Raw genomic sequence first — 13,368 nt, 5'->3', positions numbered from 1 at the left:
TTGCTTGGGGGTGGCACTCGTCGGCTGGGAGTGAGCGGCCTGACCGATTTTTCCCCTGCCCGTGGCAGGCGGGTGTGCCAGCACGAGCAGGGGAAAGCTGGATTCAAGGGGCCGCTGTGTTTCGGATGCAGCGGCCGGTAGGGCAGCCGGTCAGAGCTTTTTCTCGAACGCCTCGACCTGCTTGCGAGCCTCTTCCTTGGCGATGCCGTATCGCTCCTGCACCTTGCCGATCAGGTAATCGCGATGACCTTCGGCCTCGCTAAGGTCGTCATCGCTCAGCTCTCCCCATTCCTGCTGAATACGGCCCTTGATCTGTTTCCAGCTGCCTTTGATGCGATCTGAATCCATGAGAATTCCTCCCAGTGGTTTGAACGACACAAGTCCGTGCACTCGCGAGGCGAGCTGCCTGAGGAAGCTAGTACCGACGATGGGGATTAGCAAAAGGAAAAGGGGGGCAGCGCCCTTATTGACGTGCGCACCCAGGTGGCTCAGCAAGGCGAAGGGGGAAATCCCACCCGCGCCACTATGCTCCTATCCGCTGCCTGCTACGTTTCCGTTGACTCGTGGGACAAAGGATCCGAGTCCGTCTTCCCCGGGTCGGGTTCATCCGACTGTCGCCATCGACGTCACCGTCGGTCAGGTGAGCCGTTCTGGCTTACGCTCGGTTCTATCGGCACGCACCGGCATCTGCCGTGCTTGTCGAGTGCCAAAAATCAACGAGCTGCTATGACACGAAGTCTCCGGCGTGTTTTTCGGTTTGCCGCTGCCATTGCCCTCGCGGGTGGGGCGGCCTTGCTGCTGGGTGGGTGCAGCACGACCATCGTTCCTCCGGCGTCGGTGGAGCAGCCGCAGGCGGTTTTCGTTCTGGACCACGGTCGTCATTCCAGTCTGGTGCTCCCGCACCCCGACGGCTTTGTCCGCTATGCCTACGGTGACTGGGGTTGGTATGCCGAGGTCGAGACGGGCGTGGCGGAGGCGAGCCGGGCCGTGCTTTTGCCGACCCGTGCCGGATTGGGGCGAAGTGTGACGGGACGGTCCGCAACCGCGGGCGAGGTGCGTGCCGGTCTCAAGGTCGGCATCCAGGAACTCCACGAGATTCAGGTGGAGACGGCTCGAGTGGACGCCTTGCGCTCGTCGCTTGAAGGGCTTTACCAGGATCATTTCGCCAGCCTGAAGTACAACGCCGTCTACGATCTCGCCTTTGTCGAGCACCCGGAGACGTATGCGTTCTGGAATAATTCCAATCACAAGGTCGCCGAATGGCTGCGGCGGCTGGGCTGCGCTATCGAGGGGAGTGCCTTGTGGGCCTGGTGGAAAGTGACCGGTGCCGACGGGGTGAAAGCGCCACGATAAGCGAGGAGGCCATCCGGGACGAGATCACGGTCTGGCTGTCCGTGCACTGTGAGTTGGGCTCGGCGAAGGGCGGGGCCATTTGATCGCGCGGTGTCTTGCCTGATCCTCGGTGTGTGGCAGGCAATGAAGTGAAGGCCGGTGGTACCGGGGTCGCCCGGGAGCGGCGTTGCACGCGCCTCCCGGGGGATTTGATGGGTTACGGGGTCGATTGCAGGGTGTTGTGGCTCTCGATGAGGTGCTTGTAGTCGGGGATGTGGTTGGCGAACAGCGTGCCCAGTCCTTCGATGTCGTTGCGCCAGTCGCGGTGCAGTTCGCAGGCCACGCCGAACCAGGTCATCAGCTGGGCGCCGGCGGCGGACATGCGGTCGAGTGCCGAATCGCGGGTGAGCGCGTTGAAGGTGCCCGAGGCGTCGGTGACCAGGAACACCTCGAAATCCTCGGCCAGCGCGGAGAGCGTCGGGAAGGCGACGCACACCTCGGTGACGATGCCCGCGATGATCAGCTGTTTCTTGCCGGTGGCCCGGACGGCCTCGACGAAGTCGTCGTTGTCCCAGGCGTTGATCTGCCCCGGACGGGCGATGTAGGGCGCCTCCGGGAACGTCTCCTTGAGCTCCGACATCAGCGGGCCGTTGGGTCCGGTCTCGAAGCTGGTGGTCAGGATGGTCGGCAGCTCGAAGTACTTCGCCAGATCGGCCAGGGCCATGACGTTGTTCTTGAACTTGTCGGGCTCGATGTCCCGCACCAGGGAGGCCAGTCCGGTCTGGTGGTCGACCAGCAGGACGGCGGCGTCGTTCTTGTCAAGCCGGGTGTAGGAAGTGCTCATGGCGTTGTCCTCGTAGGGTTGTGGGTCAAGTGGTTGCGGGGATCCGGCCGAAGCGACCGGCCTGGTAGTCGTTGATTGCTTGGGTGATCTCGGTCTGGCTGTTCATGACGAAGGGGCCTTGCGCCGCGATGGGCTCGTCGATGGGTTCGCCGCCAAGCAGCAGCACCCGGGCCTCGGTATTCACCTCGAAGGCAAGCTCGCTGCCGTCGCGCTCCATGATGGCGAGTTCCGCGTCCCCGACGCGTTGGTCGTCGATGCGGATCTCGCCCTCGAGGACGAAAAGGGCGGTGGTGTGGCCTTCAGGCAGCCGGAAACTCACCTCGTGCCCGGCATCGAGACGCATGTCCCACACGTTCATCGGGGTGAAGGTGTCCGCTGCACCCGGGACGTTTGCGTACTCGCCCGCGATCAGACGTACCGCGCCGGCGCCGCCGGGCAGCATGACTTCGGGAATGTCGGCATCGGTGATTCCCTGGTAGGCGGGCGGGGTCGTCTTGTCTCGGGCGGGCAGGTTGACCCACAGCTGCACCATCTCGAACGGCCCGCCACGACGGGCGTACTCGGGGCTGTGAAATTCCTCGTGCTCCACACCGGAGCCGGCCGTCATCCATTGCACGTCGCCGGGGCCGATGGTGCCGCCGCCTCCGCCGGAATCGCGGTGCGATACGCCGCCGGCATAGACGATGGTCACCGTCTCGAAGCCGCGGTGCGGATGGGCGCCGACGCCGCGGCGGGCGTCGGTCGGCTCGAAGTCCGCCGGGCCGGCGTAGTCCATCAGCACGAAGGGCGAGAGCTCGCGTGCGAGATCGTGATAGGAGAAGATATTGCGCACCGGGAAGCCGTCGCCGACCAAGTGGCTGCCGTTGCTGCGCTTGATCAGGGATACTGTTTTCATCGGGGTCTCCCGTTGGCTGTTTCCGACACACTAGGCGCCGCCGCGACGGGCGACTAGCCGGCAAACGCGGGAAACACTTTTCATCTGGCTGGACAATCGACATGGATTTCAACGAGGCGGCGGTCTTCGTCAAGGTGGTGCAGGCCGGTGGCTTCAGTGCCGCGGCGAGACAGATGGGGTTGCCGACCTCGACCGTCAGCCAGCGGGTCGCGCGCCTGGAGAAGCGGCTCGGCGTCACGCTGTTGCAGCGCACTACGCGCAAGGTCACGCTCACGGATGTCGGCGAGCTCTTCTATCGCCACGCGACGGTCGGTCTCGACCACCTGAACGAGGCCGAGGCCGCCGTCAATGCGACAACCGAGGCGCCTTGTGGGCTCTTGCGGGTCACGGCACCGACCGACTTCGGCGATGCCTTGCTGGCCGCGATCATCCGCCGGGTGCGTCAGGCGCACCCGGGCATCGAGATCGAACTGTTTCTGACCGACCGCTTGGTGGACCTGGTGGGGGAAGGTCTGGACGTGGCCATCCGCGCGGGGGAGCTCGAGGACTCATCCCTGGTGGCCAAGGGCGTCGGCATGGCCTGCTGGGCCCTGTTTGCCAGCCCCGACTATCTGCAATCCGCGCCTCGGCTGACACACCCCGACGACCTGGCCGGGCACGAGTGCGTCCAGTTCGCCTCCCTGGGGCGGGAGGAATGGCAGCTTTCCGATTCGGCCACCCGGCTCTCCGTGCCGATGGACGGACGGGTGATCGTCAATGATTTCAGTGTGGTGCGGGAGATGATGCTGGCCGGCGACGGCATCGGGCTGCTACCCACATACGACTGCCGAGCGGAGGTGGAGTCAGGTCGCCTGGTCCGGGTACTGCCCGACTGGCACGCCAGGGCCGACCCGATCCACCTCGTCTATCCATGGCAGCGATTCGTGCCGCCCAAACTGCGAGCCTTCGTCGACATCGTCGCCGAGGAACTGCAAGCCTGGCTGAAACGCTGAACCGACAGATCGCATTTGCCGGCGAAACTTGGGTAACGGACTACCTCTCGGGGTCCGGCAATGCGCTCGGCGCGGATCTGGTGGCTGATCCCGCTTATCGTCACTGCCGGGGTGCTCGAGACGCCGTGGTTCAGGGGCTTGGCTGCATGGTTGGCGAGTGCCGGGTAAGGCTCGTGGCACGGGCCAGGCTGCCTGCCGGCGTCTACCACCCGTATCACATTGTCACGATGCGCACCCAGGACGGCAGCACCCAGATCGACTGCGTCCCCAATCGGTTCGGGAAAATGCCTTCTTGCGATTCAGTACGATTGATCTCACCGCCGCTTGCGGTGATTCTGGGAGAGGAACGATGACTTCGGAACCGGTCAAAATCCGTCCGGCGCGCCCTGACGAACTGCCTGCGATCCACGCACTGCTGACAGCCGCGTTTGGCGTGAAGGATGCCCCGCGCATTATCCGCATGGTCGACGAGGCAGTGGCCGATCCGAGCGCGCGCCCGCTGCTGTCGCTGGTTGCCGTTCGTGGCGACCGGGTGATCGGTCACATCCTGTTCACCCATGCCGAGGTCGACACGGGGACCGAATCCATCGCGGCAAGCCTGCTCGCGCCGATGGCCGTCGACCCGGATTGTCAGGGTCAGGGCATCGGCGCACGCCTGATCACCGCTGGCCTTGCGGCACTCGAGGCGATGGATGTCGGCTTGGTGTTCGTCCTCGGGCATCCCGACTACTACCCGCGCTCGGGTTTCGAGCCGGCCGGCGCGCGCGGGTTTTCCGCTCCCTATCCCATTCCCGAGCGGCACTCGGCGGCCTGGATGGTCAAGGCGTTGCGTCCCGATTGGCTCGGTTGTATCACCGGCCGGGTGCGCTGCGCCACGGCGGTCGATCACGAGGAGTTGTGGATCGAGTAGGGTGGGGCGGAGAGATCGGGGGTCCCCGAGATGCCGAAGCTCGCCGCAAACGGCGGGTTTGTGGCGTGCGCCGGGCTCCGGTTGCTGTCATTCGGCAGCCGCCTTCGCTGCCTCCCGGAATCAATGAGCTGCCGGTGGTCTACGCGAGCCGGTGGTGCCGGGTCGGCGAGGGGCGTGGCTGCGGGTTAACTGCTCGATTGCTCGAGCAGGTGGCGGAGGTCCTCGGTGATATTGGCGGTCTTGGACTGCTCGTCGATCAGCAGACGTACCTTGCCCTGTTGGTCGAAAACGAACACCGCGCCGCTGTGGTTGACGATGTAAAACCCGTCATCCTGAGGTTCTTCATAGCTAAAGGCGACGCGGTAGCGCTTGGCCACCTCCTTGAGCTGTTCCTGGGTGCCGGTCAGCCCGACCAGTTCGGGCGTGAAATCGCTGACGTACTCGTCGAGGACCTTCTTGTCGCGCTTTGGGTCCACCGCCACGAACAGGATTTCGACCTGGTCGGCCTGCTGGCCCAGGTCCCGGGTTGCCGCGGCCAGCTTGCGTAGCGCGACCGGGCAGACGTGCGGGCAGCTGGTGTAGCCGAAGAACATCATCGTGATCTTGCCGCGGTACTTCTCGGCGGTGACCGGCTCGCTGTTGTGGTTGGTCAGGTCAAACTCGAGGTCTGGCATGACACCGGTGATGTCGTGGCCGTGCCAGCCACCCGGTGGCTCCTCGCTGCAGCCGAGCAGCATGAGGGGGAGCAGCCCCAGGATCAGAAGACTCTTGAATCGCGACACGGTCTTACCTCGCACAGCCAAGGGTGGGGGAAGCGGTTTTCTCGACGTGACGGTTCTGGCGGTTCCATCGATACACCAGCACCAGCCCGCCGACGAAGCTCATCATCGCCGCGGGCACCCAGGTGAGCAGCCCGCCGATCGACTGATCTACCAGTGGGGTGATCGGCAGGATGCGCCCGCAGGCGGCGTAGATGCCAAACAGGTCGTGGTTGCTCAGGGCGATGTAGGCGCCCAGCGCGATCTGCGGGAACATCACCAGGAACAGCACCAGCAAGCGATAGCCGTAGTGGCGCATGTCGCTCGCGCCCGGCGCGCGCAGGTTGAAGATCATCCACCAGAACAGCAGCCCGTCGATGGCCATGCCCCAGTTCATCGTGTTGTAGAGCGGCACGTTGAGCATGGCGTAGAAGTGCACCGACGGGATCAACCAGAAGTAGATCAGGCCGACGAAGATCGCGCCGGCCACCATCGGTTCCTGAATGGCCGCGTACAGGTGGCGCAGCAGCCAATTGCGCCGCAGCGGCGTCACGATGTAACGATGGAGGCTCGCGGGCAGGCCGGCCCCGAGGATCGCGGCCGGTGCCGAGACGGCGATCAGGAACGGGGCGATGTGATGCAGCACCAGGTGCTGCAGGCGGTGCATGAAGAAGCTGTGCTGGGCGTAGTACTCGAACTGGGTCTGCAGGACGACATACATGCCCACGAGCCCGATCCAGAACATCACCGCCTGGCCAACACCGCCGCCCGCCCGGCGCCAGCCCCGCTGGTAGAGCAGGGCGGCGCCGGCACAGACCAGCAGCACCGTCGGCGAGAACTCGTACGGCACAAGGAAGGCGACGGTCTGCTCGAGCAGGGTTGGCAACGTCATGGTCGGCTCCCCATTCGGCCGGTCAGCCTAGCCGAGCACGGTCGGCAGCGAGCCGAGTGGCAGGTAGTGATCGGCCAGCATCAGGGCGAACAGGGCGGTCAGGTAGGTGATCGAGAAACCGAACAGTTTCATCGCCTGCTGGTCGCTGTCGACGTGCAGCAACCGCCAGGCGCGCAGGATGAAGCTGCCGCTGAGCAAGGTCGCGCCAACCAGGTAGACCGGGCCGCTCATGCCCACCAGCACCGGCAGCAGGCTCACCGGGAGCAGGGCGATGGCGTAGTACAGGGTTTGGCGCTTGGTGTAGGCCACGCCGTTGGTGACCGGCATCATCGGCACCTTGGCGGCGGCATATTCCTCGCGCCGGGCGATGGCCAGCGGCCAGAAATGCGGTGGCGTCCAGACGAAGATGATCAGGAACAGCGCGATGGCCTCCCAGCCAACCTGGCCGGTGACGGCAGTCCAGCCCAGCAAGGCGGGTGCCGCACCCGAGGCGCCGCCCAGCACGATGTTCTGCGGGCCGATCCACTTGAGGTAGCGGGTATAGATCACGGCGTAGCCGATCAGGGTGAACAGGGTCAGCACCGCGGTGAGCGGGTTGACCGCGAACCACAGCAGCGCCAGCGACACCCCGCCCAGCAGGGCGGCGAAGATCGTCGCCGCGCTTCGGGAGACGTCGCCCGTGGGCAGCGGCCGGGCCTTGGTCCGGCCCATCGCCGCGTCGATCTCGCGGTCGGCGACGTGGTTGAACGCCGCCGCCGAAAAACCGGCGAGCGTGATGCCGATGGTGCCGGCCAGGAGCAGCGTCCAGGGCAGATCCCCCGGTGGTGTCGCCAGGAGCATGGCAACCAGCGCCGTGAACACCACCAGCGAGACGACCTTGGGCTTGCACAGCTTGACATAGCTGCGCCACGGGAAGGCGCCGATCGCGGCGACCGTCTGGGCTCGAACATTCATGTCAGCACTCCCTTCGATGCCTGACCCGTCGAGGGGGTCAGCGGATAATTGAGGTGGTGGTTGAGCGCGATTACCGCCAGCAGCAACAACGCTGCGACCGCGTTGTGGGCGTCAGCCAGCGGCAGGGGCAGTCCGAAGAGGACATTGCCGACACCGATCGCTATCTGCGCCCCCAACAGGATGCCGATGGCCAGGGCGAGCCTCGGGGCGATCGGACTTGCCTTGATCGCCAGCGCCAGCAGGGTGATGAACACGGCCAGTGCCCCGAGTCGATGCAGCCACTGAATGGCGATCAAGCCCGCGCCATGCAGGTCGTTCACCTCATGCAGCCCGAATACGTTGCTGTAGTCGGCGTCCGGCCACCACTGCCCGTTGCAGGTGGGAAAGCCGCTGCAGGCCAGGCCGGCGTAATTGGTCGAGGTCCAGCCGCCGAGGAAGATCTGCACGATCAGCAGCACCAGGCCGACTGCGGCGAACCAGCGCATGCCGGACGTGACCGTCGATGGTGGCGACGGTTCTGCCCCGGCCTGACGCAGCCATCGGTGCCGGTTGTCGAGCCATATCCACCAGAGCATGGACAGCACGGTCATGCCGCCGAGCAGATGGGCGGTGACCACCAGTGGCTTGAGCAGCATGGTCACGGTCCACATGCCCAGCAGGGCCTGGAACACGACCAGGCCGGCGAGGGTGGAGAGGATGGCGCGGTGGCGCTTGTACCACCAGCCGATGCCGACCAGCATCAGGATCAGCAGGCCGAGCGTCCCGGCGGCATAGCGATGCACCATCTCGTTGAGGGCCTTGCCGGCCTCCAGCGGCTGATCGGGGTACATGGCATTGACCTGGCTTTCGTTGGCCTGGGCCGAGCTGACCGTCAGATGGCCGTAGCAGCCCGGCCAGTCCGGGCAGCCCAGGCCGGCGTCGGTCAGGCGGACGTAGGCGCCGAGTACGACGACCACCAGGGCCAGGATCGTGGCCAGGTAGGTGAGGCGGCGGTAGGTACGGCCGTCCCCCGGGGTTGTCTTACGCTGCTTTGCGGACAGGTGAACCATCAGCTCAACCCTCCCCGGCCAGACGCAACAGACGTTCCAGATCGTCCAGCAATCCCTGCGGATCGAAACCGGCGTCGTAGCGCAACACCAGGTAACCCTGCCGGTCGACGAGATAGACGGCCCCTTTTGCCAGCGGCCACTGGGTGCTTTCGAGCACCTGCAACCCCTGGTCAAAATCCGCGGGGCGGCTTGTGCCGGCAGGCTCCAGCAGCACCCGCTGGACCGATCGCATCCCTTCGTCCTGTGCCAGGCGGACCCGGCGTAGGGTATCCATCAGCGAACGGCATTCCGTGTCGCAACCGACCTGGTTTTCGGCCGCGGGCACGTGATGGAGCAACGTCCATTTTCCCTGGAAAAAGTCGGTGTCGACGGGCTCGCCGTCGAGTGTCTTGAGCCCGGCGACCGGCACTTGCTCGACGGGGGTGAGCAATTGCCCATGTTCGAGTCCACCTGGCTTCTCGAACGGCTGAAGGGCGTACATGGTCCATGACGCGGCCAGCGGCAGTATGAAGATTGCCGCCAGGCTGCCCAGAATGAACCATTGCCGCCGACTCGAAGTCGTCATTACTGCTTCCATTCTCGATTTCTCCTTTGCCGGCCCCGGTGCAGGCCGTGCCACAGGTAAACAATCATCAGCACCACGGCGAATCCGAACCACTGTGCCGCGTAGCCGTGGTGCCGTGACGGCCCGAACTCATGCATGACTTTGACCTTGTGGGCCGCAACCTCCGAGCCGTCGGGGTAGAGCACGACCGGCCGCAGTTGATAGTCCAGTTCCTTTTCGAGCGTGTCGGGTACCGCGGTCTGGACCACCTTGGGCCAGCCGGCGGCGAAGGTCTCGCGATCCGACAGCTCGAACGGCGGTGGCTGGGGCGTCATGGCCAGGCCGGTGACCTGCACCGTTCCCGTGGGCACCTCGACGGTCGGTAGTTGCGCGCGGCTCGCGCCTTGTGCCACCCACCCCAGATTGACCAGCACGGCCTGATCGTCCGCGATTCGCAAGGGGGCCAGCACCTCGTAGCCCGGGCGGCGATTCCGTACCCGGTTGTCCAGCAGGAACCGGTGTTCGCCGTACTGCCCGCTGGCTCGGGCATGCAATGGCACGTTGGTCGGACCGAGTGATTCGACCGGTACCGGCGAGGCGTGCCTGGCCGCCGACTCGGCGTCGAGCAGGAGCTGCTTTTCCGCCGCGCGCTGGATCTGCCAGGAGCCCAGCCCGAGAAAGATGGGCAGCAGGACCAGCGTGGCGAGGCTTTGCACCAGGGCAGGGCGAAATCGAGGCCCCCCGGGGTTGCGCCCTTTCACCGATGCAGCCCCTCCAGTGAGGTCGGCCGCTCGGTTTTCCCTGGCCGTTGCCATGTTTGCCCCTCGCTCTGTCGTGTTGCCGCGAGTGTCCTTCATTGACGACGCGGTTCCGTTCCACTGCGCCTGCTGCCGAGTCGTCTCAGGTCCGCATCAGTGGTAGCCGTGCGGGCCTTCGTTATGCACCGTCTGGGGAGACGGCGGTTCGGTAAACGTGTGGTACGGCGGCGGTGAGGACAGCGTCCATTCCAAACCTTTCGCCCCATCCCAGGGCCGGTCGCCCGCCTCTTTGCCGCCACGGATCGTCTGGATAATCAGCCAGATGAACAACAGCTGGGAAAAACCGAAGACGAACGCCCCCACCGTCGAGATCATGTTGAAGTCCATGAACTGCATCGGGTAGTCGGGAATCCGGCGAGGCATGCCCGCCAGCCCGGCGAAGTGCATCGGGAAGAACGTGACGTTGACCGAGATCACCGACAACCAGAAGTGCCACTGGCTGAGCCTCTCGTTGTACATGTGGCCGGTCCACTTGGGCAGCCAGTAGTAGACCCCGGCGATGATCGCGAACAGCGAGCCGGTCACCACGACGTAGTGCAGGTGCGCCACGACGAAATAGGTGTCGTGGTACTGGTAGTCAGCCGGCACGTCGGCCAGCATCAGCCCGGAAAAGCCGCCGATGGTGAACAGGAAGATGAAGGCGAGCGCCCAGAGCATCGGTGCCTCGAAGGTCATCGATCCTCGCCACATCGTCGCGACCCAGTTGAAGATCTTGATGCCCGTGGGTATCGCGATCAGCATCGTGGTGTACATGAACAGCACCTGAGCCTCGACCGGCAGCCCCACGGTGAACATGTGGTGCGCCCAGACGATCGCCGACAGGAAGGTGATCGCGATCACCGCCCAGATCATCGACGTGCGCCCGAACAGCGGCTTGCGGCTGAAGGCCGGCACGATCTCCGAGACCACGCCGAAGGCCGGCAGGATCATGATGTAGACCTCGGGGTGACCGAAGAACCAGAAGATGTGCTGGAACAACACCGGGTCCCCGCCGGCCGCGGCCTCGAAGAAGTTGGTGCCCAGGTGCCGATCGGTCAGGAGCATGGTGACCGCGATGGCCAGCGTCGGCATCGCCAGCAGCAGCAGAAAGCCGGTGATCAGCCAGGTCCAGGTGAACAGCGGCATGTCCCACAGCTTCATCCCCTTGGCGCGCATCTTGAGGATCGTGAGGATGATGTTCAGTGCACCCAGGATCGAGGAGATGCCCATGATGTGGATCGCCATGATCACGTAGTCGATCGATGGCGGGGCGTAGGTCGACGAGAGCGGTGCGTACATGGTCCAGCCGCCACCAGGCGCCCCCTGCGGCATGAAGAAACCCCACCACAGCAGGAGTGCCGCCGGTGGCAGCATCCAGAACGCCCAGTTGTTGACCCGCGGCCAGTACATGTCGTCGGCTCCGACCTGCAACGGCACCATCCAGTTGGCCAGCCCCGTCAGTCCGGGCATGATCGCCAGAAAGATCATGGTCAGGCCGTGCATGGTGGTCAGCGAGTTGAAGAACTGAGGCTGCGTGAGTTGCAGCCCCGGCTGGAAGAGCTCGGCCCGGATAACCAATGCCATGACGCCGCCGACCAGCAGGGCCACCAGCGCAAGCACCAGGTACATCGTGCCGACGTCCTTGTGATTGACCGTCAGCAGCCAGCGCAGCGGGCCTTTCCTCGGCCCGTGATGGCTGTGATCGTGTTCGATCTGATCGACTACAGAATCCGCTGTTTGACTCATCGTGCCGCCTCCACTGCTTGCGGGGTGACCAGGTCACCGGTGTCATTGCTCCAGGCATTGCGCTCGTAGGTGATCACGGCCGCGATCTCGCGATCGCTCAGTTGGTCGCCGTAGGCCTGCATGACCGGGTTCTTCTCACTGCCGTGGATCACGATCTTGAGATGGCCTTCCACCGGACCGGTGGTGATCTTGCCGCCTTCCAGTGCGGGGAACGTGCCCTCGATGCCTTGGCCGTTTGTCTGGTGGCAGGACGCACAGGCCGATTCGTAGATCTTCTTGCCCTGCGACATGGCCACCTCGCGGCTATACGGGGCGGAAGCCTTCTCCGCCTCCTGGGCCGCGGCCTTTTTCTTCTGAGCTACCCACTCGGTGTAGGCCGCGGGCTTTACCGCCTCGACGACGACGGGCATGTAGGCATGCCCCGAGCCGCACAGCTCCGCGCACTGGCCACGGTAGGTGCCGGGTTCATCAATACGGATGTCGATGTTGTTGAACTGGCCGGGGACCGCGTCTTTCTTGAAGCCCAGTTGCGGCACCCACCAGGCGTGGATCACGTCGTCACTGGTGATGCGCAGACGAACATCCTTGCCCGCCGGCACGACCAGCGGGTTGTCGACATCCAGCAGGTAATTGGGGGCGTTGGCCGGGGATTCCTTGGCGTCCAGCTGGCTCGCATCGCGGCTAGTGGACGACAGGTTGCTGAAGAAGGAGATCTCCTCGTCGGGGTAGACGTATTCCCACTTCCATTGCGAACCGTGGACATCGACCACGACCTCGGGATCGGGAGACTCCCCGTTGGTCTTTAGCAGGATTGCCGTTGCGGGAACGGCTACCCCGACGAGGATCAGCACCGGGATGACGGTCCAGACCACCTCGACCACGGTGTTTTCCGAGAACTTGGCGGCCTTCGCGCCGCGAGATCGGCGGTGACGGATAAGCGACCAGGTCATGACGCCGAACACGCCAACGCCGATCGCGACGCAGATCCAGAACAGCAGCATGTGCATGTCGTAGGCGTCGCGGCTGATCTCGGTGACCCCGCGGGTCATGTTGAGCGCGCTTGGTTCCTCCTGCGCAGCGGCTCCCACCGCTGTGGGCAGGGTCATTAAAGCCAGTATCAGTCGTTTCCACATGATCGTGGCCCTCCTTGGCTTAAAAGCTCTCGGAATGCGGGTGGACGGAATCGAAACCGTTTTTAGTTAATTAGAAAAACCTTTAATACTTAATATTGAGTGCGACTTAGCGATTTCTTCCGTGAATTCTTAGCATAGATTTCGGTTTCGAGTACAACCCCTTTCGTTTTCCAGGGATGGCGGGTTCGTTTGACGAGGGGCGCGTGGGGCGTGTGCAGGGTGTGGCCACAAGTGATTGATCAGCGGTTGTTAGTCCGGCGATAATCTCCCGTAAGGCCCGCCACGATGCCCTCCCGGTGTCGCTCTGGATGAGTGAATTGCTCTCGATGCAACAGTGTTTGTCCAGCGATTTATAACTGATTTTTATTCCAGAAAACCACGAAGTGTTTGAGGGTATTATGTTCGGACAATGGAGGGTGTGTTCGAGGGTCGAATTGACCCTTTGGTTTTTATGGGTTTACCCGTAATCGAACGGTTTTCCGCGCTGGACAACGGGGCGGAGAGGAGCGCGCTGGCTGATTG

The 13,368-nt window shown here is 64.1% G+C and carries 14 protein-coding genes; 3 read left to right on the top strand and 11 right to left on the bottom strand.

All coding sequences use genetic code 11. From position 1 onward, the window contains the following. Positions 1-150: 150 nt before the first annotated feature. A complete protein-coding gene (locus tag SR882_RS07890; RefSeq protein WP_322520710.1) occupies positions 151-348 on the bottom strand; it encodes a CsbD family protein in 198 nt (65 codons plus the stop codon). Positions 349-726: 378 nt separating this feature from the next. On the opposite strand from SR882_RS07890, the gene SR882_RS07885 reads away from it, so the two are divergent. Then, positions 727-1,353 (top strand): hypothetical protein, encoded by a 627-nt coding sequence (locus SR882_RS07885; protein WP_322520709.1) that lies wholly within the window; start codon positions 727-729, stop codon positions 1,351-1,353. Positions 1,354-1,549: 196 nt separating this feature from the next. On the opposite strand, the gene ycaC is transcribed toward SR882_RS07885, so the two are convergent. Together ycaC and SR882_RS07875 are read right to left on the bottom strand one after the other, a co-directional pair. Further along, the gene (ycaC, locus tag SR882_RS07880) at positions 1,550-2,176 is read right to left on the bottom strand and encodes an isochorismate family cysteine hydrolase YcaC (protein ID WP_322520708.1); all 627 of its coding nucleotides are present in this window, start codon (positions 2,174-2,176) and stop codon (positions 1,550-1,552) included. A gap of 25 nt (positions 2,177-2,201) precedes the next feature. Further along, positions 2,202-3,071: a pirin family protein gene (locus tag SR882_RS07875; protein WP_322520707.1), complete on the bottom strand. Its 870-nt coding sequence runs from the start codon at positions 3,069-3,071 to the stop codon at positions 2,202-2,204. A 101-nt stretch (positions 3,072-3,172) separates the two neighbouring features. On the opposite strand from SR882_RS07875, the gene SR882_RS07870 reads away from it, so the two are divergent. Both SR882_RS07870 and SR882_RS07865 read left to right on the top strand, forming a co-directional pair. Continuing rightward, a complete protein-coding gene (locus SR882_RS07870; protein ID WP_322520706.1) occupies positions 3,173-4,063 on the top strand; it encodes a LysR family transcriptional regulator in 891 nt (296 codons plus the stop codon). A gap of 349 nt (positions 4,064-4,412) precedes the next feature. Continuing rightward, positions 4,413-4,973 carry a GNAT family N-acetyltransferase gene (locus SR882_RS07865; RefSeq protein WP_322520705.1) on the top strand — a complete coding sequence of 187 codons (561 nt, stop codon included), beginning with the start codon at positions 4,413-4,415 and terminating at the stop codon, positions 4,971-4,973. Between the two features lie 185 nt (positions 4,974-5,158). Here the strand turns inward: SR882_RS07865 and SR882_RS07860 are convergent, their stop codons facing one another. The 8 genes from SR882_RS07860 to coxB form a co-directional block, all read right to left on the bottom strand. Beyond that, on the bottom strand, positions 5,159-5,755 hold the full coding sequence (locus SR882_RS07860; protein ID WP_322520704.1) for an SCO family protein: 597 nt from the start codon (positions 5,753-5,755) through the stop codon (positions 5,159-5,161). Positions 5,756-5,759: 4 nt separating this feature from the next. Beyond that, positions 5,760-6,623, bottom strand: coding sequence for a cytochrome c oxidase assembly protein (locus SR882_RS07855; RefSeq protein ID WP_322520703.1), 864 nt, complete (start codon positions 6,621-6,623; stop codon positions 5,760-5,762). A gap of 27 nt (positions 6,624-6,650) precedes the next feature. Continuing rightward, entirely contained in the window at positions 6,651-7,577 is a 927-nt protein-coding gene (gene cyoE / locus SR882_RS07850; RefSeq protein WP_322520702.1) for a heme o synthase, read from the bottom strand. After that, positions 7,574-8,626, bottom strand: a complete 1,053-nt coding sequence (locus SR882_RS07845; protein WP_322520701.1) for a COX15/CtaA family protein — start codon at positions 8,624-8,626, stop codon at positions 7,574-7,576. The genes cyoE and SR882_RS07845 overlap by 4 nt, the downstream gene beginning before the upstream one ends. 4 nt (positions 8,627-8,630) lie before the next feature. Next, entirely contained in the window at positions 8,631-9,191 is a 561-nt protein-coding gene (locus SR882_RS07840; RefSeq protein ID WP_322520700.1) for a hypothetical protein, read from the bottom strand. Beyond that, positions 9,191-9,931, bottom strand: a complete 741-nt coding sequence (locus tag SR882_RS07835; protein ID WP_322520699.1) for an SURF1 family protein — start codon at positions 9,929-9,931, stop codon at positions 9,191-9,193. Before SR882_RS07835 ends, SR882_RS07840 begins: the two co-directional genes overlap by 1 nt. 150 nt (positions 9,932-10,081) lie before the next feature. After that, entirely contained in the window at positions 10,082-11,713 is a 1,632-nt protein-coding gene (gene ctaD, locus SR882_RS07830; protein ID WP_322520698.1) for a cytochrome c oxidase subunit I, read from the bottom strand. Continuing rightward, positions 11,710-12,846, bottom strand: coding sequence for a cytochrome c oxidase subunit II (gene coxB / locus SR882_RS07825; protein WP_322520697.1), 1,137 nt, complete (start codon positions 12,844-12,846; stop codon positions 11,710-11,712). Before coxB ends, ctaD begins: the two co-directional genes overlap by 4 nt. Positions 12,847-13,368 lie beyond the last annotated feature (522 nt).

Source organism: Guyparkeria halophila, assembly GCF_034479635.1.
Classification (GTDB): domain Bacteria; phylum Pseudomonadota; class Gammaproteobacteria; order Halothiobacillales; family Halothiobacillaceae; genus Guyparkeria; species Guyparkeria halophila.
The sequence above is the reverse complement of the archived record's forward strand: the minus strand, read 5'-3'. Positions and strand labels throughout refer to the sequence as shown.

Bases quoted from the DNA above. Each gene is read 5' to 3' on its own strand.
- SR882_RS07890 (WP_322520710.1), bottom strand. From the start codon at position 348: ATGGATTCAGATCGCATCAAAGGCAGCTGGAAACAGATCAAGGGCCGT.
- SR882_RS07885 (WP_322520709.1), top strand. From the start codon at position 727: ATGACACGAAGTCTCCGGCGTGTTTTTCGGTTTGCCGCTGCCATTGCC.
- ycaC (WP_322520708.1), bottom strand. From the start codon at position 2,176: ATGAGCACTTCCTACACCCGGCTTGACAAGAACGACGCCGCCGTCCTG.
- SR882_RS07875 (WP_322520707.1), bottom strand. From the start codon at position 3,071: ATGAAAACAGTATCCCTGATCAAGCGCAGCAACGGCAGCCACTTGGTC.
- SR882_RS07870 (WP_322520706.1), top strand. From the start codon at position 3,173: ATGGATTTCAACGAGGCGGCGGTCTTCGTCAAGGTGGTGCAGGCCGGT.
- SR882_RS07865 (WP_322520705.1), top strand. From the start codon at position 4,413: ATGACTTCGGAACCGGTCAAAATCCGTCCGGCGCGCCCTGACGAACTG.
- SR882_RS07855 (WP_322520703.1), bottom strand. From the start codon at position 6,623: ATGACGTTGCCAACCCTGCTCGAGCAGACCGTCGCCTTCCTTGTGCCG.
- cyoE (WP_322520702.1), bottom strand. From the start codon at position 7,577: ATGAATGTTCGAGCCCAGACGGTCGCCGCGATCGGCGCCTTCCCGTGG.
- SR882_RS07845 (WP_322520701.1), bottom strand. From the start codon at position 8,626: ATGGTTCACCTGTCCGCAAAGCAGCGTAAGACAACCCCGGGGGACGGC.
- SR882_RS07840 (WP_322520700.1), bottom strand. From the start codon at position 9,191: ATGACGACTTCGAGTCGGCGGCAATGGTTCATTCTGGGCAGCCTGGCG.
- ctaD (WP_322520698.1), bottom strand. From the start codon at position 11,713: ATGAGTCAAACAGCGGATTCTGTAGTCGATCAGATCGAACACGATCAC.
- coxB (WP_322520697.1), bottom strand. From the start codon at position 12,846: ATGTGGAAACGACTGATACTGGCTTTAATGACCCTGCCCACAGCGGTG.